At 47.1% G+C, this 19,343-nt stretch carries 14 protein-coding genes; 12 read left to right on the top strand and 2 right to left on the bottom strand.

From position 1 onward, the window contains the following. The first annotated feature begins 47 nt into the window (after positions 1-47). Positions 48-1,760: a lysophospholipid acyltransferase family protein gene (locus Q1A08_RS13710; protein WP_299773842.1), complete on the top strand. Its 1,713-nt coding sequence runs from the start codon at positions 48-50 to the stop codon at positions 1,758-1,760. 219 nt (positions 1,761-1,979) lie between these two features. Here Q1A08_RS13710 and Q1A08_RS13705 read toward each other — a convergent pair whose 3' ends face one another. Both Q1A08_RS13705 and Q1A08_RS13700 read right to left on the bottom strand, forming a co-directional pair. Next, the gene (locus Q1A08_RS13705; protein ID WP_299773839.1) at positions 1,980-2,429 is read right to left on the bottom strand and encodes a GAF domain-containing protein; all 450 of its coding nucleotides are present in this window, start codon (positions 2,427-2,429) and stop codon (positions 1,980-1,982) included. Between the two features lie 134 nt (positions 2,430-2,563). Continuing rightward, on the bottom strand, positions 2,564-5,839 hold the full coding sequence (locus Q1A08_RS13700) for a carboxyl transferase domain-containing protein (RefSeq protein ID WP_299773837.1): 3,276 nt from the start codon (positions 5,837-5,839) through the stop codon (positions 2,564-2,566). 130 nt (positions 5,840-5,969) lie between these two features. Here Q1A08_RS13700 and Q1A08_RS13695 point away from each other — a divergent pair, with 130 nt between their 5' ends. The 11 genes from Q1A08_RS13695 (at position 5,970) to Q1A08_RS13645 (ending at position 19,339) form a co-directional block, all read left to right on the top strand. Then, complete coding sequence (locus Q1A08_RS13695) at positions 5,970-6,572, top strand: TetR/AcrR family transcriptional regulator (protein ID WP_299773835.1); 603 nt, start codon at positions 5,970-5,972, stop codon at positions 6,570-6,572. A 199-nt stretch (positions 6,573-6,771) separates the two neighbouring features. Beyond that, positions 6,772-7,173 (top strand): MerR family DNA-binding transcriptional regulator, encoded by a 402-nt coding sequence (locus tag Q1A08_RS13690; RefSeq protein WP_299773833.1) that lies wholly within the window; start codon positions 6,772-6,774, stop codon positions 7,171-7,173. A gap of 45 nt (positions 7,174-7,218) precedes the next feature. Further along, entirely contained in the window at positions 7,219-8,388 is a 1,170-nt protein-coding gene (locus tag Q1A08_RS13685; protein ID WP_299773831.1) for an isovaleryl-CoA dehydrogenase, read from the top strand. 594 nt (positions 8,389-8,982) lie between these two features. Then, entirely contained in the window at positions 8,983-9,870 is an 888-nt protein-coding gene (locus tag Q1A08_RS13680; protein ID WP_299773829.1) for an SDR family oxidoreductase, read from the top strand. Positions 9,871-9,909: 39 nt separating this feature from the next. Then, a complete protein-coding gene (locus Q1A08_RS13675; RefSeq protein ID WP_299773827.1) occupies positions 9,910-11,517 on the top strand; it encodes a carboxyl transferase domain-containing protein in 1,608 nt (535 codons plus the stop codon). Between the two features lie 9 nt (positions 11,518-11,526). Beyond that, positions 11,527-12,324: an enoyl-CoA hydratase/isomerase family protein gene (locus Q1A08_RS13670; RefSeq protein ID WP_299773825.1), complete on the top strand. Its 798-nt coding sequence runs from the start codon at positions 11,527-11,529 to the stop codon at positions 12,322-12,324. A gap of 14 nt (positions 12,325-12,338) precedes the next feature. After that, complete coding sequence (locus Q1A08_RS13665; RefSeq protein ID WP_299773824.1) at positions 12,339-14,351, top strand: acetyl/propionyl/methylcrotonyl-CoA carboxylase subunit alpha; 2,013 nt, start codon at positions 12,339-12,341, stop codon at positions 14,349-14,351. A 374-nt stretch (positions 14,352-14,725) separates the two neighbouring features. Continuing rightward, a complete protein-coding gene (locus tag Q1A08_RS13660) occupies positions 14,726-15,634 on the top strand; it encodes a hydroxymethylglutaryl-CoA lyase (protein ID WP_299773822.1) in 909 nt (302 codons plus the stop codon). 142 nt (positions 15,635-15,776) lie between these two features. After that, on the top strand, positions 15,777-17,996 hold the full coding sequence (locus Q1A08_RS13655) for a DUF748 domain-containing protein (RefSeq protein WP_299773820.1): 2,220 nt from the start codon (positions 15,777-15,779) through the stop codon (positions 17,994-17,996). A gap of 104 nt (positions 17,997-18,100) precedes the next feature. Then, positions 18,101-18,547, top strand: a complete 447-nt coding sequence (locus Q1A08_RS13650) for a CopD family protein (RefSeq protein WP_299773818.1) — start codon at positions 18,101-18,103, stop codon at positions 18,545-18,547. A gap of 126 nt (positions 18,548-18,673) precedes the next feature. Beyond that, positions 18,674-19,339 carry a TetR/AcrR family transcriptional regulator gene (locus Q1A08_RS13645; protein ID WP_299773816.1) on the top strand — a complete coding sequence of 222 codons (666 nt, stop codon included), beginning with the start codon at positions 18,674-18,676 and terminating at the stop codon, positions 19,337-19,339. Positions 19,340-19,343 lie beyond the last annotated feature (4 nt).

Here is a 19,343-nt window from a genome sequence, read left to right as displayed (position 1 = left end):
CATTTTATGAGCGCAATCTACCCGCAATGAGCACAGGTAGATTGACTATGATTGACATCGAACAAGCGGTTAATAATAAATTTCCAAACTTTTCCCAGCAGCCGGACTTAATCCGCAAGCCCACGCTGTCGCTAATTAAGAAGCTAACCCACTCAGAAGAAATTAATGATTTTCTTGAAGAGCATGGCGATCTACGCGGCTTTGAGTTTATCGATAAGGTCTTCGATTACTTTAATTTCAGTTATTCTGTAAGCTCACGCGATCGCAACAATATCCCATCCCAGGGGCGTGTTGTTATTATCGCCAACCACCCCATCGGCTCTTTAGATGGCTTGGCTATTTTGCGCTTGATTGGTGAAGTCCGTCGAGATGTTAAAATCGTAGCCAACGATATGCTGATGAATTTCAGCCCACTGCACCCGCTTTTTATTGCATTGGACAATATGACTGGCACTGGCACACGCAAAAGCTATCGCGCCATTATGGAAGCCTTAGAGCGCGAGGAAGCGGTTATCATTTTTCCTTCAGGTGAAGTTTCGCGCGCACGCCCAACTGGGGTGAAAGACACTCGCTGGCGATCAGGTTTTTTACACTTTGCTCGTAAAGCAAAAGCGCCCTTATTACCGGTATTTATAGGTGCTAAGAACTCTTTGTTGTTCTACAGCGCCTCTATGCTATTTAAGCCCTTAGGCACCGCGTTGCTAGCGCGAGAGATGTTTAATAAGCAATCCGCCCAAATACAATTTCGGGTGGGCGAGGCAATTCCAGCCAGCGCACTGAACAACGAAAAATTAGGCGATAGAGGCATTATTAAACGCCTGCGTAAGCATCTCTATAAAATAGGCAAGCGACGTCAGCCGATTTTTGTTACTGAAAAAACCATTGCTCACCCAGAAGATCGCCAAGAGTTGCTCGAAGAGTTAAATCAAGCACGCCTACTGGGTGAAACTCGCGATCAAAATCGCATCTTGCTGGCCGATTACAAAAACGGTACTTCTCTTATTAAGGAAATTGGCCGCTTACGTGAAGTGGCTTTTCGTAAAGTTGGCGAGGGTACTGGCGGTAAACGAGACCTGGACAAATACGACAAAAGCTATCGCCATCTTGTACTATGGGACAATAAACGCCTCGAAATCGCTGGCGCTTATCGCATCGGCGAGGCGGGTAAGATTATGGCGGAGCAAGGCGTTGAGGGCTTATACACTAGCTCGCTTTATGAATTCCGTGAAGATTTCACGCCTTATCTTGAGCAAGGTTTGGAGCTAGGCCGCAGCTTTGTAAATCCAGATTATTGGGGTAAGGCCAGTTTGGATTATTTATGGCAGGGCATTGGAGCTTATCTGCGTCATCACCCGAACATTCGTTACTTAATTGGTCCGGTTAGCATGAGTGCGCGTTATCCACGTACGCTAATGGATCAGCTGGTGCACTACTATCAGCACTTTTATGCCGCTAGGGAAAACTGGGCGACGGCCAATCAGCCCTATAAGTTGAGTTTAGAAAGCCAGCAGGAATTAGCGGCCGACTACGACGGTTTAAATAAAGATGAGGCGATGAAGCTACTGCAGGAACGTTTTGTTGAGGCGGGTTATAAAATGCCGGTACTCTTTAAGCAGTACACGGCGCTGTTTGAAGGTGATGGTTTCCAGCTATTAACCTTTAGTGTGGATCCGGATTTTGGTGATTGCTTGGATGGTTTGTTTATTGCCGATTTGAGCAAGTTGAAAGCGGCCAAGCGTAAGCGTTATCTTGGTGATTAACTTAATGTCTTGGAGCTATTAGTTCCACTATTAAATGGGATCGTGCAGACCTGACCGTCTGCCGAGCTTAGTCCTTGCTATGAGGGGGTCGCAAAATGCAGCGTCCATGCTAGCTCAGCATCTCCTCCATGTCGAAGATGCCCCTTCATAGCAAGGGCTAAGCTCAGCATTCTGCTAAAGAAGAAGCTTTAAATTTTTGTAATGAGAATTCAAGCTCGCTTAAGCGTTAGCCAATAATCTTTCTACAACAGCCTGCAAGCCGACAACGTCTTCTTGGGAGAATCGGGATTTAACTGGGGCATCTACATCCAGAACTCCGATTAACTCGCCATCTTTTATCATCGGAATAACCACTTCTGATTCAGAAGCGGCATCACAAGCGATGTGGCCTTCAAAAGCGTGTACATCAGCCACTAGTTGTGGCTCTAGCTCAGCAGCAGCGGTGCCGCAAACACCACGACCAATAGGAATACGCGTGCAGGCGGGCTTGCCTTGAAAAGGCCCTAGAACTAGTTCGTCGCCTTGGCGTAAATAAAAGCCTGCCCAGTTAATCTCTGGTAAATACATCCATAGAACAGCTGCGGTATTGGATAGATTGCAGATCCAATCGCTTTCGCCTTCCAAGAGCCCCGCTAGAGCGCTATCGATATCTTGGTAAATACTGTTCATAACTATCTCCTCGGCTGCATCATGCAGCAATTTAGCAAGGCGCGCAGTCTATACATCTAAACGCACTTCGCCAACATTCATTTGCTTATAAGCATAAACTGCTCAGCAGTATCTCTGCCAATCTAATATGGGGCCTACCAAGTATCGATACAAGGGCGTTTTTTGCCATCTCTTTTTTGCAGTGCTGGCGTAGCCTTTAAGGCTCGGCTAATCCACTGGCGAGATTCCAGCGGGTCGATGACGGCATCAATCTCTAGGTAGCTTGCCATATTTAAAGCTTTGCCCTGCTCGTAAACCTTATCAACCATTTTCTGGAAGACTTGCTGGCGCTTTTGCTCATCTTCAATAGCTGCGAGTTGCTTGGCGGCACCTAAGCGCACGGCACCTTCAATTCCCATGGCGCCAAACTCGCCTGATGGCCAAGCCGCCGTTAACATCGGGTTGTGAAAGCTGCCAGCAGCCATGGCCTGTGCACCCAAACCATAACCTTTGCGAGTCACTAAGGTCAGGTATGGCACAGTGATACTGGAGGCTGTTACAAAGATTCGTGAAATATGGCGAATCGTTGCCTGCGCTTCAGAGTCTGGGCCGACCATAAACCCTGGGGTGTCGCATAGTGAAACAATGGGTAGATCATGGGCATCGCAAAGTTGCATAAAGCGCGCCATTTTGTCGCCGCCTTCAGCATCGATTGCTCCCCCTAAATGCTTAGGGTTATTTGCAATCAAACCCATTGGGCGACCTTCAACTCGAACCAGAGCTGTGATAATACCTTTCGCAAAACCTGCTCTTAGCTCCAATACGCTATCAATATCAGCCAGATGTTCAATTAACTGCCTAACATCGTAAACCTGCATGCGGTTGAGTGGAATATCATGGCGTAACAAACGCTCATCATGGGCCTGCCATTGCTCATAATTACCCTGAAAATAAGACAAGTACTTTTTCGCCGTAGTAACGGCTTCAGCCTCATCCTCGACAATAATATCGAGCACACCATTCGGGCCTAGGACATCAACCGGTCCAACTTCCTCTGGGCTGTATCTCCCTAAGCCACCGCCTTCAATCATTGCAGGGCCACCCATCCCTACTGTAGCGTTTTTGGTTGCGATGGTGACATCACAGACACCAAACAAGGCCGCATTACCCGCAAAACATCGGCCCGCCACAATACCGACGGTTGGTACTAAACCAGAAAGCTCTGCCATCGCCGAAAACGTATGGCAATCGAGGCCAGCAACGCCGGCAAAATCTGTATCAGATGGACGACCACCACCACCTTCAGCAAAGAAAATTGTTGGCAGCTGCCATTGTTTTGCTAAACCTAAAATTCGATCGGTCTTTTTATGGTTCATTAAACCTTGGGTGCCAGCAAATACAGTGTAATCGTAGGACAAGACCATACAACGGGACTTGTCGTCAGAGAACAAATCGCCGTTTACCGAAGCGGTGCCGCCAATCAAGCCATCAGCAGGGCTTTGCTCAATCAGCTCTTCTACCGATTTTATTTTCCGTTGTGCGGCGATCGCCATAGCGCCGTATTCATTAAAACTGCCTGGGTCTATCAAATCATTAATATTCTCGCGGGCACTGCGCATCCCTTTAGCATGGCGCTTTGTAATAGCCGCCTCACGGAATTCATCCAAGGTTTTATTGTGTCGATCAATGACTTCTTGAAGGTCGTCTCGAACAGTATCGAGATCAAGCGCTTCTTCGCTACTGCCTAATTGTTCTAGCTGTTCATCCTTAAAAATACTGATTAATGCTGCATCTTCGTTAACCGCATCACCTTCGGCAACAAACAACTGTTTAACCTCACCAGCGCAAAGCGCTTCGACTGGAAACTCCATTTTCATAGCTTCCAGAATCGCGATCACCTGCCCCTTTTGAACCACATCACCAAGAGACACATTGAGGCTGGAAACAACCGCCGCCGTACTGGCTTTATGTAGCTCGCAGCCTTCTGCTACTTCTACCGCAGCACCTTTAGTATTTGATTTATTTGCTGCCTCGGATTCGATAATAAAACGGCCGCTATTATTGTCCTCTAGCAAGCCCAGCAAATGTTGCTCTACGAACTTAGTATCCACTTCATTATTAATCACCGCAGAGTGCTGACAGAGATTACTAAGCAATGACAAATTATGGCTTACCCCTTGAATATCAAACTCACTAATCGCTCTATTCAACAAACGCAATGCACTTCGATAATCGGCGGCTGTAGCAATTACTTTGGCAATCATTGGGTCATAAGCCGGGCTATAATTGAATCCGACATATGCACAATCATCTACTCGAATAGCTGCGCCTTTAGGAGGCATATATTGTGACAACAAACCTGCACTGGCTTTACTGTTTCCTTCAGCATCCCAAGCTTCTAAATTAACGCGAGCTTGAATGGCAAAATTATTATTGCTGCGCTTAAGGGGGAAGCCCAACTCAGCCAGGGTCTTGCCTTCGGCGAGCGCAATTTGAATGGCAACCAAATCGACATCAAATAATTGCTCGGTTACGGTATGCTCAACCTGAATGCGTGGGTTGACCTCTAAAAAGTAAAAACTATCTGGATTATTGGCATCTACTAGAAATTCAAAAGTACCTAAACCTCGGTAGCCCAACTTCTCGGCAAAATGCACAGCCGCATTATGTATTCGATCTCGCTGACTTTGGCTTAAACTCGGGCTTGGAGCTATCTCGATAATCTTTTGATTACGCCGCTGCAAAGTACACTCTCGCTCAGCCAAATGCGTAGCTTTTTGACCGTCCCCCAGTATTTGCACCTCAATATGTCTTGCCTCAGTCAGCAACTGCTCAACATAAACATCAGCATTTGCAAAGCTAATCTGGGCTTCACGCTGGCAAGCTTCATATGCAGCAGCCAAATCGTCCTGCTGACGCACGGGCCTTATTCCTCGGCCACCACCACCAGCCAGCGCCTTGATCATTACGCCATTGTGCTGATGCTGACTAAAAAACTCAGTTACCTCTACTAGGCTACAGGGCCGATTAATGCCCGCTAACATGGGCATATTGGCTTGCTCAGCTTGTAGGCGCGCACTGGCTTTATCACCTAGTTTTTTTAATAACTCAGAGTCAGGGCCAATAAAACAGAGATCAGCTGCACGACAAGCCTCTGCAAAATCCGCACTTTCTGAGAGAAAGCCATAGCCCGGGTGTATAGCATCAGCCCCTATTGCCTTTGCCGCCGCTATCAACGCTTCAATATTTAGATAGGCCGCCGTACCACGGCCTTTTAGAGCTACAGACTCATCCGCAGCTTTAACATGTAAACATTGGGCATCATCTTCAGCAAAAACGGCCACACTGCTTACCCCCGTTAGATGGCAACTACGGGCAATACGAAGGGCAATTTCAGAGCGGTTGGCTATAAGAATTTTTTTAATGGGCATGCTGAAAATCCATAAGATTGAAAGCGATAAAATTAAGGTTTTACACAAAGTTACACTTAGTGTAATAATTTAACAAGCATTCTTTATATGAATACCCAGCCATAAATCAACACCATCAGACAGAAAGACTATGGGACTTAGAGAAGAAAAAAAACAGGCTACTCGAGAGCATATTCTGGCAATCGCCGAAAGCATGCTAGAAGCACTCGATTTTGAACAGCTTACCATCGATGATTTGGCGCAAGCAGCAGGAATAAGCCGCAAGACCTTCTTTAACTACTTTAATAACAAAAGCGCCATCCTAGAGGCCCTAGCCATCAAGTGGCTAGCCAATAGAAGCTTTTGGGCAGAAGATGAACTTATCGGCAATGCGGAAGATGCACTGGTGCCCACCAATATAGGTGAAATCAGCGACTGGATCGAAAAGCATAAGCGCCTATTAATCATGCTGGAGAAGCACACCCAGGTCTTCAGCTATACCGAGCAAGGTAATAATCAAGAACTCGATTTATTCGCCCCAGGCCGAAGCTACCGTATTGAGCGGATTGAGAAGGCCCAATTACAGGGGCTCATACGTAATGATATTCCCGCCTGGCAGATCAGCCGCATGTACGATTGTTTACGCCTCGATAGCGTACGATACTGGTTACAACAGACAGACAATAGCGCCCAATTTAGCAGCTACTATCAAGCCTTAAAGTCGGCCTTATTACAGGGCGTCAGCCGCAAATAACTCCTTTTTAGATGCCCCTTAGCGCAAACGTTTATACACTGCCGCTATATTTGTTAGCGCTCACAAACAATAAAAACCATACATCTCAATAGCTTAGAAAATAGCTGAAAATTACAGGCACGCAAGCTCGCTTTACCTTTACGTTAACGTCAACTTTATTTATAGTGTTCAATACTTGAATGAAGAGCAAAGCCGGAATATGGAACAGAAGAATAAAACCTACAGCATCTCAGAGCTGGCTAAAGAGTTCGATATCACCACCCGCGCCATTCGTTTTTATGAAGACAAAGGGCTTCTAAACCCTACAAGAAAGGGGCAAACACGAATCTACACCCCTGCTGACCGCACCAAGCTCAAATTGATACTGCGCGGTAAGAGACTGGGGCTAACCCTAGATGAAAGCCGAGACATTATCGGCATGTACAACCCAGGCCAAAGCAATGAAGACCAGCTCAACACATTGCTCGCCAAGATACGCGAACGCAAGAATTACCTGGAACAGCAACTGCACGATATCGAAGTGATGATGCTAGACCTGCAAGAATCTGAAAACCGAGCGCTTGAAGCACTAGAGGCGTTAGCCTCTAAACAACAAGCATAAGCACAAAATAACTGACTAATATCTGCCTTTTTACGGAGCTTTGATATGAACGTTTCATACCCTACCCTAAACTTTGACCTAGGCCAGGACGTGGATATGCTGCGCGATGCGGTATACCAATTTGTTCAAGCCGAACTGGCCCCGCGTGCTCAGGATATCGACGAGAAAAACGAATTCCCAATGGATATGTGGCGCAAATTTGGTGACATGGGCCTATTGGGTATGACCGTAGCCGAAGAATACGGCGGCACCAATATGGGTTACCTGGCCCACGTGATCGCGATGGAAGAGATCTCCCGCGCCAGTGCCTCAGTTGGCCTATCTTATGGCGCCCACTCTAACCTTTGTGTAAACCAAATCCACAAAAACGGTACCCACGAACAAAAGCTAAAGTATCTACCAAAGCTATGTTCTGGTGAGCACATTGGTGCCCTAGCCATGTCTGAGCCCAATGCCGGCTCTGATGTCGTCAGCATGAAACTGCGTGCTGAAAAGAAAGGCGATAAATACGTATTAAACGGCAACAAAATGTGGATCACCAACGGCCCTGACGCTCACACTTACGTGATCTACGCCAAAACCGATATGGAAGCCCACAGCCGCGGTATTACAGCATTTATTGTAGAGCGTGACTTCCCTGGCTTCTCTCGCCATCAAAAGCTGGACAAACTAGGCATGCGCGGCTCCAATACTTGTGAGTTGGTTTTCCAAGACTGTGAAGTACCAGAAGAAAATATCCTAGGCCAACTCAACAAAGGCGCCGCCGTATTGATGAGCGGTCTAGATTACGAACGTACCGTTCTTTCTGGTGGCCCGGTTGGCATCATGCAAGCTTGTATGGACGAGGTTGTCCCTTATATCCACGATCGCAAGCAGTTCGGCCAATCCATTGGTGAATTCCAATTAATGCAAGGCAAAGTTGCCGACATGTACGCCGACTTGAACGCCAGCCGTGCCTACCTATACGCCGTAGCCAAAGCCTGTGACCGTGGCGAAGAATCCCGTAAAGATGCCGCCGCCGTTATTCTATACACCGCCGAAAAAGCCACGCAAATGGCACTGCAAGCGATCCAAACCTTGGGCGGCAACGGTTACATCAACGAATTCCCAACAGGTCGTTTACTACGTGATGCTAAGTTGTATGAGATTGGTGCGGGTACTTCAGAAGTGAGAAGGATGTTGATCGGAAGAGAACTCTTCAACGAAACCAAATAGAGAAATGCGCTTTTTGCGCGATAGCTGCGTTGCACCATTTAGTGAGTTAGAAAAATCACTATTTTGGGAATCACACTCTATCTAAATGTATGGTGTGACTTTTTGAATGTAGGACTTGTGTGCTGTATGCGTTTTCAAAATCCTCACTGCAAGGACGCAGTGGGGAAGCTATAGGAACATATTTACGTGTTTTTGAAGACGCATACAGCACACAAAGCCGGTAACAAGCAGAGAAAAATTACTTTAAAAGAACACTAAAAGAGGATTGTTGTTACTGTTGTGCTTTCAAAATCCTCACTGCAGGAATGCAGTGGGGAAACTATAGGGACATATTTACGTGTTTTTGAAAGCACAACAGTAACAGCAAGCCGGCCGACAGGCACGTAACCGACAAGAAAACAGAACAAAATTTAAAAAAGAACACTGAACGAGGGTTGTTGTCATGCTAGGGGGTTCAAAACCCTCACTGCAGGGATGCAGTGGGGGAGCTACATGGATGTATTTACACGATTTTGAAACCCCTGGCGTGACAACAAACCGCAAAGCAGGCACAAAAGCAAAACTCTAAAATATAAAGAATACAAAGGAAGCCCGATGAGCTACCAGTCATCCTTAGCAGCAAATAGTTTTAACAACAAAACCGTATTGGTCACCGGTGGCGGTTCCGGTATCGGCCGTTGTATTGCCCATGAACTGGCTTCACTAGGCGCCAAAGTACTTTTACTTGGACGCAGTATCGACAAACTGCAAACCGTAAAAGACGAAATAATTAGTGATGGTGGCCAAGCCGATTATGGCAGCGTCGATATTCGTGACGAAGCTGGAGTCGTCGAAGTCATTCAAGGCTTCGTAGAAAACCACGGCCCTATTCACGGCTTAGTAAACAACGCCGGCGGCCAATTCCCAGCAGAGCTAAAAGACATCAGCGCCAATGGTTTTCTAGCGGTAGTACGCAACAACCTAGTCGGCGGTTTTATTGTCGCTCGCGAAGTTTTTAAACAAAGCATGCAAGAACATGGCGGCAGCGTAGTGAATATTACCGCCGACTATTTTGGCGGCATGCCATTAATGGGCCACAGTGGCGCCGCAAGAGCCGGCATGGAAAACCTCAGCCAAACCCAAGCCATCGAATGGGCCAATAGCGGTGTACGTGTTAATAGCGTCGCTCCAGGATATATCGCCTCATCAGGCATGGACAGCTATGAAGACCCAGACATGATTGCCCGCATCCCCAAATTCGGCCAGGCCGTACCTACTGGGCGTATGGGCACCGAATCTGAAATCAGCTCAGCCGTATGTTTCTTATTGAGCGATGGCGCGGCCTATATCAATGGCGCCACCATTCCAGTAGATGGCGGCAGCTCATTGTGCCTAAGCTCACCACTTTACGAAATAAAAGTGGCCGACAAAAACAACCAAGCATTCGAAGGGTTTCACCGTGGTGAGACACCCCAGATATTGAAAGACAACGCAACAAAATAGAATTTGAAACAATAAACCAACAGGAAGCGAGACTTCGCTATGGCTAAAATTCAATCCAAGCTAAACACCCGCGCGGCGGATTTCCAAGAAAACGCCGAGCATATGCAAACTCAAGTGGACGACTTGCAAGGCAAGCTCGATACCATCAAACAAGGTGGTGGCGAACGCTCCCAGCAACGTCACGTCAGCCGTGGTAAATTACTACCCCGCGATCGCGTGAAAAACCTGTTGGACCCAGGCTCACCGTTTTTAGAGCTATCCCAGCTCGCGGGCTATGAAGTTTATGAAGATAATGTCCCAGCGGCAGGCATTATTACCGGCATCGGCCGAGTCAGTGGTCAAGAGTGCATGATCATTGCCAATGACGCGACCGTAAAAGGTGGCAGTTACTATCCGCTGACCGTAAAAAAACATTTGCGCGCACAAACCATTGCTGAGCAAAACCATCTACCATGTATATCTTTGGTGGACTCCGGTGGTGCTAACCTACCTCGTCAAGATGATGTATTTCCAGACCGCGAACATTTTGGTCGCATCTTCTTTAACCAAGCCAATATGTCTTCAAAGAACATTCCGCAAATCGCGGCGGTAATGGGTTCTTGTACAGCTGGTGGTGCTTATGTACCGGCCATGGCCGATGAATCTATCATCGTGAAAGAACAAGGCACTATTTTCCTCGGTGGCCCACCGCTGGTTAAAGCGGCAACTGGTGAAATCGTAAGCGCTGAAGATTTAGGTGGTGCTGATGTTCACTGCCGCACTTCGGGCGTAGCCGATCACTATGCACAAAATGATCACCATGCTTTGCAACTAGCTCGCCAAGCGGTTGACCGCTTAAATCGCAAGAAGCCATTGAATATGGATATTCAAGACAGCGTTGAGCCGGCTTACGACAGCAAAGAAATATATGGCGTTATCCCGAAAGATTCTCGCAAGCCTTATGATGTCCGTGAAGTTATCGCGCGCATTGTTGATGGCTCTGAATTCGATGAATTTAAAGCACTATATGGCACCACATTAGTGTGCGGTTTTGCGCGTATCTTTGGTTATCCAGTGGGTATCGTCGCTAACAATGGTATTTTATTTGGTGAGTCTGCACAAAAAGGCGCCCACTTTGTAGAGCTTTGTGCACAGCGCAAAATACCACTGGTGTTCCTACAGAATATTACCGGCTTTATGGTTGGCCAGCAGTACGAAGCGGGCGGCATCGCCAAACACGGCGCCAAGATGGTTACCGCGGTAGCCTGTGCCCAAGTACCTAAGTTTACTGTACTTATTGGTGGTTCTTTTGGTGCCGGTAACTACGGCATGTGTGGCCGCGCTTATGATCCTCGCTTCTTATTTATGTGGCCAAATGCACGCATCTCAGTAATGGGTGGTGAACAAGCGGCCGGCGTTCTTTCGACTATTAAGCGTGACCAGTTTGAAGCTAAGAACGAAAACTGGAGCGAAGAAGACGAGGCTAAGTTTAAACAGCCCATCATCGATGAGTACGATCGCCAAGGTCACCCTTATTATGCCTCCGCTCGCTTGTGGGATGATGGCGTAATAGATCCAGCCGATACTCGTATGGTATTGGGCCTTAGTATTTCTGCCAGCTTGAATCGTGAAATCGACGATACCAAGTTCGGCATCTTCCGCATGTAAGGGGTCATCATGAGCGAATCAATTGAAAAGACCTTAAACATCAGCACCGATGCTCGTGGTGTTCGCACCATCAGCTTAGGACGCCCAGACATTCACAATGCCTTCGATGACAGCGTGATTGCCGAGCTTAGCGGAGCCTTCGCCGATGCAGACCAAGACGATAAAGTGCGCATCGTTGTACTGGCCGCCGAAGGCAAGAGTTTCTCAGCAGGCGCCAACCTTGGCTGGATGAAACGCATGGCGACTTACAGTTATGAGGAAAATCTAACTGACGCTAATGCGCTGGCCGAAATGCTGCGCCGCTTAAACTTTATGAGCAAGCCCACCATTGCCCGCGTACAAGGCGCAGCTTTTGGTGGTGCCGTTGGCCTAGTAGCTTGTTGCGATATGGCGGTAGCCAGCGAGCGCGCCAGCTTCTGCTTAAGCGAAGTGAAAATCGGTTTAATCCCAGCCACCATCAGCCCCTATGTGATTGCCGCTATGGGACAGCGCGCTGCGCGACGCTACTTTCTTACTGCCGAACGCTTTAAGGCCCAAGAAGCTCAAGCACTGGGCTTGGTTAGCGAAGTGGTTGAAGAAGCGCAATTGGATGAAGCATTAGAAAATTTAATCGGCGCCCTACTTGGCAATAGCCCACAAGCTGTCGCCCAGGCTAAGAAGCTAGTCGCCGATGTTGCAGAACGTGAAATTAATAGCGCATTGATTGCTGATACCAGCGAGCGTATCGCCGCTATTCGTGTGTCAGAAGAAGGCCAAGAAGGTTTGACTGCCTTTTTGGAAAAACGTCAAGCCAACTGGATTCAATAAGCGGGAAGATTATTATGTTTAACAAAATTTTAATTGCTAACCGCGGTGAGATTGCCTGCCGGGTAATAAAAACAGCTAAGAAAATGGGCGTACGCACCGTTGCGGTCTATTCCGATGCCGATGCTCATGCTCTTCATGTCGCCATGGCCGATGAAGCCATTCATATCGGTGCGGCGCCTTCTCGCGAATCTTACTTGTTAGGCGATAAAGTTATTGAAGCAGCCATCAAAACTGGCGCTCAAGCTATTCACCCAGGCTATGGCTTTCTTTCTGAGAATGCCGATTTCTGCCGTAAATGTGCGGATAATAATATCGTTTTTATCGGCCCACCGATTGGCGCCATTGAGGCTATGGGTTCTAAATCTGCCGCAAAGCAGATTATGGAAAAAGCCGGTGTACCATTGGTGCCAGGTTATCATGGTGAAGATCAAAGCCGCGACATCATTAAAAAAGCAGCTGACGATATGGGCTACCCCGTGCTATTGAAAGCCGCTGCCGGTGGCGGTGGTAAAGGCATGCGTCAGGTGTGGAGCGAAGATGAATTTGATGAAGGCTTAGATGCTGCTAAGCGTGAATCCATGAACGCTTTCGGCGATGATCATATGCTGGTAGAAAAATACCTAACCCAGCCTCGTCACGTTGAAATTCAAGTCTTCTGTGACACACATGGTCAAGGTGTTTACCTGTTTGAGCGTGACTGCTCAGTTCAGCGTCGCCATCAAAAAGTTATTGAAGAAGCACCCGCCCCAGGCATGACCGAGGCGCTGCGCCAACAAATGGGTGAAGCCGCGTTAAAAGCCGCCCAAGCGATTAACTATGAAGGTGCGGGTACAGTTGAGTTTTTGCTCGATACCGATGGTTCTTTCTACTTCATGGAAATGAATACTCGCCTTCAGGTAGAACACCCTGTAACGGAATATATTACCGGCCAAGACTTGGTTGAGTGGCAGCTGCGTGTTGCTTCTGGTGAGCACTTGCCACTGCTTCAGGATGAGCTAAGCATTAGCGGTCATGCTTTTGAGGCCCGTGTTTATGCTGAAGATCCTGATAATGAGTTTTTACCCGCTACCGGTGTTTTAGAGTTTTTACAGGCACCGGAAGAAAGCGAAAACGTTCGTGTCGATACTGGTGTTCGTCAAGGCGATGAGGTTAGTGTTTATTACGATCCTATGATCGCCAAGCTGATTGTTTGGGACGAAAACCGTGATAAGGCGCTGGCTCGCATGAGCAAGGCTTTAAAGGAATACCGTATCAGTGGCTTAACCACAAACTTGGATTTTCTTTATAACTTGTCTAACGCACCTGCCTTTAAAGAAGCAGACTTGGATACCGGTTTTATCGAAAAGCATCATGGGGATATTTTCCATGATGACGAGAAGGCTTTAAGTGATGAGTTACCTCTGGCAGCCTTGTTTGTACTGCTGCAGCAAGCTGAAGAAGCCGACGCCCGCGCCAATGCTTGCGGTGATCACACTTCACCTTGGCACTGCAGTGGTAACTGGCGCTTGAACGAGCCCCATATTCAAACCGTTACTCTGCTACATCATGAACAGGAATGCCCTGTGGATGTTGAGGTTCAACAGCGCAATGGTCAGACCACCTATTTGATTGATATGGGCGGTGAAACGATTAGTGCTCAAGGCAAGCTGGATGGCAGCGAGTTGCGTGCAGATTTAAACGGCCATCGTTTAAGCGCTACGGTTGCAGCCCATGATGATGGCTTTAGTTTGTACACCAGTAAGGGTGCAGTAAGCTTTAAGATATCCAAGCCTGATATGGGCGAAGATCAAGATACCGGTGGTGAAGGCGGTTTAACGGCGCCAATGAACGGTACGATGGTGACGCATTTGGTGGCTGCTGGTGATGCGGTGAAGAAGGAAGATGCGCTATTGGTAATGGAGGCGATGAAGATGGAGCATACGATTCGTGCGCCAGCCGATGGTGTGGTGAATAGTTTCTTTTTCCAGCCGGGTGAGTTGGTTGATGGTGGTGCCTTGCTGCTAGACTTTGCCGCCAATGAAGAATAGCTATTAGCCAAAATATTCCGTGATGTAGGATTTATGTGACACTTTAGCTTTCAAAACCCTCACTGCAGGGATGCAGTGGGGGAGCTACAGGGATGTATTTACGCGATTTTGAAAGCTAAAGTGGCACATAAAGCCGATAGAAATATACCGTAGTTAGTTTTATCAAGTGCCTTCGAGCCGGAATAGCTTAGGAGAGTACTTTGAAAACACGCCGTAAACCCATCCATGGGGGCTCCCCAAAAACGTCCCTGTTTTTGAGGGTTTTCAAAGCACTCTCCTAAGCTATCCCTCAAAATGTACAAGTAATAAGTTAATGTGCAGCCAGCGAGGAACTAGCTAACGGATTTAATAAATAGAAAACAGGACATGTAATCATGAACATGCCAAAAAAAGTGCGCATAGTAGAAGTTGGCCCAAGAGATGGCTTGCAGAATGAAGCTACGCCGATTAGCGCTGAAACCAAAATAGAATTAATTCATAAACTGGCCGATGCCGGTGTTTCATATATTGAATCCGGCAGTTTTGTGAATCCTAAATGGGTTCCACAGATGGCGGGTAGTGAAGCGGTTTTTGAAGGTATTCAAAAACAAAGCGGTGTTGAATATGCCGCCCTTACTCCAAATATGAAAGGCTATGAGCGCGCGGTAGCGGTGGGGGCAGATGAAGTGGCTATTTTTGCAGCCGCCAGTGAAGCCTTTAGCCAAAAGAACACCAACTGCAGTATTGCCGAAAGTATGGATCGCTTTGCTCCCATTATGGAAGCGGCTAAAAAAGAGGGGTTGAAGGTACGCGGCTATGTGAGCTGTGTGGTGGGTTGTCCTTATGAAGGCGATATCGATCCTGAAAAAGTAGCCATGGTCGCTGAGAAGTTAATTGAAGCGGGCTGCTACGAGGTTTCCCTTGGCGATACCATTGGCGTAGGAACCCCGGCTAGCGTTAAAACCATGCTGCAGGCAGTTTTGAAAAAAGTACCGGCCGAAAAGCTAGCTGTGCATTTACATGATACTTATGGTCAGGCGCTGGCAAATATTTATGCCGCACTCGAACTTGGCATTGCGGTAGTGGATAGCTCCGTAGCGGGCTTAGGCGGCTGTCCTTATGCCAAAGGCGCGAGTGGTAATGTGGCCAGTGAAGATGTGGTCTATATGCTAAACGGATTAGGCATCGAGAGCGGGATAGACCTGGATAAGCTGATTCAGGCTGGCGATTTTATCTGTAAAGCCATTGATCGTGATAACGGCTCTAAAACTGCCAAGGCTTTATTAGCCAAGTGCGGCCAGTAAGCGCTGATATAGCAACTTCCCACCTTCGCTAAGCCCTGTGAGATGTTGATTTTTAACATCTCACACACTTTTTCACTTTCTTTAAGCTAAACTTCATCTTCTGTTGTCATACTCCCTGTATGTATCCAATCTAGAAGTCGTCATGAAGTTAATTGCTAAAATTGCCGCCCTATTCTTTTCAGCCTTAATACTTATAAGCGTTGGAGCCTTGCTGTCTCTAGAAAGCTGGTTACCTAGCGCTGTTAGTAAGTTCAGCCCAGATTACCTCTCTGGTGCTCAAATACAGATTAAGGATATAAAGGTCGCTTGGCGCCGTGCGGACATTGAGCTTAACGGAGTTGAGCTGCTCAAAGGTGGCGAGACACAGGCTAGCGTTTCAAACCTTTCGCTAGACTTAGAGAGCGAAGACTTGATTGCCAACCTTATGGACCAGCAACTATTAATCAATGGCATCAAAATCCGTGGAGCTGATTTTGCACTTGAGGAGAAACAAGGTAGCTGGGGACTGAAAGGCCTTGATTTAGAGCCCGCAGCTGTTTCAGAGTCTACCTTACCCCCTGAAAAAACAAGCAAGCCCTGGCGAGCTGTACTTAACAACATAGAGCTTACCAGAGTCACCGCCGAGGTGCATGGAGAAAGCATTAACAGTAATGTGGTGCTAAAAGAACTTAAGCTAGATCACTTCGATACACTTTCAAAAACCATCTCCAGTCAGCTTTCACTTAGTGTTGCTTTGAACAATACAAATGTGGTGCTAAATCAGCAAAGCCTGTCACTCGCCGGCCAACCCAGCTTCGACATAAACCTGACGGCAGATGGTCTGCTCTTGCAGCCGAACTTATCGGGCGCCTTCAAGGCGAGTGATATCGATCTTACTGTCGGCCAAGGCGACGATCAGCTAGCCTTGCTAGCTATTAAAGAAATTAATGCTCCGGAATTTCACAGTGCTTTTTTAAATAAAGCCAACAGTCAGTTAAAAAACCTGACTATAGATGATATTCGTTTATTGAGTGACAATGCCCAGGAACAAAGAATTGAAAGCTTCAAGCTTGCGAATCTGGAGCACCACATAAATGGTAAAGATATGGACGTTGAAGCTGAGATCATTGCGCAAGGAGCGCACATCACAGGCCTAAATAGTCAGTTAACATTATTACAAGATTATCAACTTGCTGCATTTACTGAAATTGAGAAGGCACTCGCTCCTTTTATCGCTACTGATAAACAAGCGCAATCAAATAATAACAATGAAGCTCAGAAGAATACCGACACCCAGAACAACTTACGGATTACATTAGAAGATCTTCAGCTTGGAAATAGCCTCTTTAGTATTAGCGATAAAAACTATACCCCAGCTGTCAAGCTACCCTTAGAGGTCAAGCAGCTAGCCATTGATCAATTCGATAGTAAAAACAAAGAAGGCTTAAGTCGCTGGGTTTTAGATGCTGTATTAGATACACAGGGTTTGATTAAAAGCGAGGGGGTGCTCAAGCCCTTAGCGAGTGACCTAGCCATGCAGGCTAAATTAAATCTTGAACATATTAACCTAGTGAGCTTGTCGCCATACTTTGAAAAACAAACAGGCTACTTTATTCACACTGGTCAGCTATCTCTAGACAGCCAAAGTCAGTTAGATGGCAAGCAATTAGAGAGTAAAAATCAAATCAATTTACGAAGCATTGAGCTTGAAAGAGTAGCCGCAAATAAAGCCGATCAGGTGGATCAAAATATTAGCATGCCTTTAGACTCAGCCCTTGGATTATTGCGAGATGATAACGGCGATATAAAGCTAGACTTACCTGTTGATGGTGACATTAGCAGCCCTGAGTTTGGCAGCGGCGATATTCTAAAGCAGGTGAGTAGCCGTGCGCTAAAGGAAGCCAGTGTTACTTACCTAAAATACGCATTTCAGCCTTACGGAACTTTAATTACCGTGGGCAGCTGGTTGAATGAACAAGCCCAAAAAATTCGCCTGGATTCATTAGCGTTTGATCATGGCCAGGGTGAATTAAGCCGAGAGCAAAAGGACTATTTGCAAAAGCTTGGGCAGTTACTGCAAAAGAAAGACAAGCTACGGGTTCGCGCCTGCCCAATAATTAGCAAGCAAGAAGAAGCTTGGATCGCTCAACAAAACGCCCATTTAAAAGAGTTACAAGCTCTTCAGCAACAGGAGCAAACCCAGAACGCGAGCATAGAACCCGCACCTGAAATTAAAAGCGCTCAGCAACTAGCCAATGCTCGCTTAGAAGCTTTGAAGACCTATATGACCCAGCAGTTTGCTGCCGGCCCTGACCGGCTAATCAGCTGCAAAGTGCAAAGCGATGATAAAAGCAGCCAAAGCTATATTCATTTAGAGATCTAAGGCAGCCCTGAATAAGGCAGATCAGCTGTTACTGATCGATATCAATTCTCATTCAATTATCTTGCTTTACTCTATCAATCATTCATCTGATTAGAGTAAAGCCAATGAGCTATAGCAGCTTGATCATTATTCATATTCTTGCCGCTACCATTTGGACAGGGGGGCATATCGTTCTATGCCTAACCGTGTTGCCAAAAGTGTTAAAGGAAATGTCTCCAGAGCGGCTGCTAGACTTCGAGTCAGCCTACGAGAAAATAGGCATGCCGGCTCTCGTTGCACAAATTATTACTGGCCTATTACTAGCGCACCATTGGCTGCCTGAGCCCAGCCAGTGGTTAAACTCCGCCAATCCAATAGCACAGGGCATTCAGTGTAAACTCCTACTCCTGGGGCTGACCTTTTGCCTAGCATTAGACGCTCGATTTCGCGTAATTCCCAAACTCTCACGATCTAATCTATGGGACATGGCCTGGCATATCATCGCCGTAACATGTCTATCGATTGCCTTTGTCATTGTCGGAGCCGGTTTCAAGCTAGGCTTCTGGGCCTAAAACCGATTCAGGGTCAGAGCCACCGGATCTGACCCTATTATTTCAATTGCACACAGAACAAGCACTTGACCTAAAGGTGTGAATCATGATTCACTTTATCTAACTTATTACAACAAGTAGCATAAAGTGGCATACCGAGAAACAGAAAAAATCCAAGCTCGCAAAGCTGATACTAAAGCTAAGATCTTAAGCGCAGCTCGCCAGATCATAGCTCTAGAGGGCTTTGGTGGACTAACTATGGCTGCCGCTGCGAAGCAGGCAGGCGTGGCGACAGGCTCCATGTATCGTTATTTTCCCAATAAGATTGAGCTTTGCACTGCCCTATTCCGCCAACTTAGTGGACGGGAGGTCGATGAGATGCGGGCAATTGCTAAGCTTGACTTGCGCCCGGCAGAAGCTCTAGCTAGGTGCTGTTTTAACTTTACCCAGCGAGCATTTCGAGCACCCGTACAGTCCTACGCCTTAATGGCCGAGCCCTTGGATCCCGCGCTGGAAATGGAGCGCTTGATCTACCGCCGGGCATACGCTGAGGTTTATCAATGCATTATAGAAAGAGGCATAGAGGCAGGTGACTTTGAAGAGCTGGATAGCCACACCGCCAGCCTTGCCGTAGTGGGCATGTTAGCCGAACCTCTCCTTGCACCCTTGCATCAGTTTTACAGCGGTGAATCCGAGCCATTCGACAGCCGCAAATTGGCACTTAGCATTAGCCGCCTTTGCCTAAATTCCTTGGGATCTAAAGCGCAGCTCAAAAACCAAGATTTCGACGAACAATTTAATGAATACGCATAATTGG

This window comes from uncultured Pseudoteredinibacter sp. (genome assembly GCF_947500695.1).
Taxonomy (GTDB): Bacteria; Pseudomonadota; Gammaproteobacteria; order Pseudomonadales; family Cellvibrionaceae; genus Pseudoteredinibacter.
Note: the sequence above shows the minus strand (reverse complement) of the source record. Positions and strands in the feature narration are given on the sequence as shown.

Bases quoted from the DNA above. Each gene is read 5' to 3' on its own strand.
- Q1A08_RS13710 (WP_299773842.1), top strand. From the start codon at position 48: ATGATTGACATCGAACAAGCGGTTAATAATAAATTTCCAAACTTTTCC.
- Q1A08_RS13705 (WP_299773839.1), bottom strand. From the start codon at position 2,429: ATGAACAGTATTTACCAAGATATCGATAGCGCTCTAGCGGGGCTCTTG.
- Q1A08_RS13700 (WP_299773837.1), bottom strand. From the start codon at position 5,839: ATGCCCATTAAAAAAATTCTTATAGCCAACCGCTCTGAAATTGCCCTT.
- Q1A08_RS13695 (WP_299773835.1), top strand. From the start codon at position 5,970: ATGGGACTTAGAGAAGAAAAAAAACAGGCTACTCGAGAGCATATTCTG.
- Q1A08_RS13690 (WP_299773833.1), top strand. From the start codon at position 6,772: ATGGAACAGAAGAATAAAACCTACAGCATCTCAGAGCTGGCTAAAGAG.
- Q1A08_RS13685 (WP_299773831.1), top strand. From the start codon at position 7,219: ATGAACGTTTCATACCCTACCCTAAACTTTGACCTAGGCCAGGACGTG.
- Q1A08_RS13680 (WP_299773829.1), top strand. From the start codon at position 8,983: ATGAGCTACCAGTCATCCTTAGCAGCAAATAGTTTTAACAACAAAACC.
- Q1A08_RS13675 (WP_299773827.1), top strand. From the start codon at position 9,910: ATGGCTAAAATTCAATCCAAGCTAAACACCCGCGCGGCGGATTTCCAA.
- Q1A08_RS13670 (WP_299773825.1), top strand. From the start codon at position 11,527: ATGAGCGAATCAATTGAAAAGACCTTAAACATCAGCACCGATGCTCGT.
- Q1A08_RS13665 (WP_299773824.1), top strand. From the start codon at position 12,339: ATGTTTAACAAAATTTTAATTGCTAACCGCGGTGAGATTGCCTGCCGG.
- Q1A08_RS13660 (WP_299773822.1), top strand. From the start codon at position 14,726: ATGAACATGCCAAAAAAAGTGCGCATAGTAGAAGTTGGCCCAAGAGAT.
- Q1A08_RS13655 (WP_299773820.1), top strand. From the start codon at position 15,777: ATGAAGTTAATTGCTAAAATTGCCGCCCTATTCTTTTCAGCCTTAATA.
- Q1A08_RS13650 (WP_299773818.1), top strand. From the start codon at position 18,101: ATGAGCTATAGCAGCTTGATCATTATTCATATTCTTGCCGCTACCATT.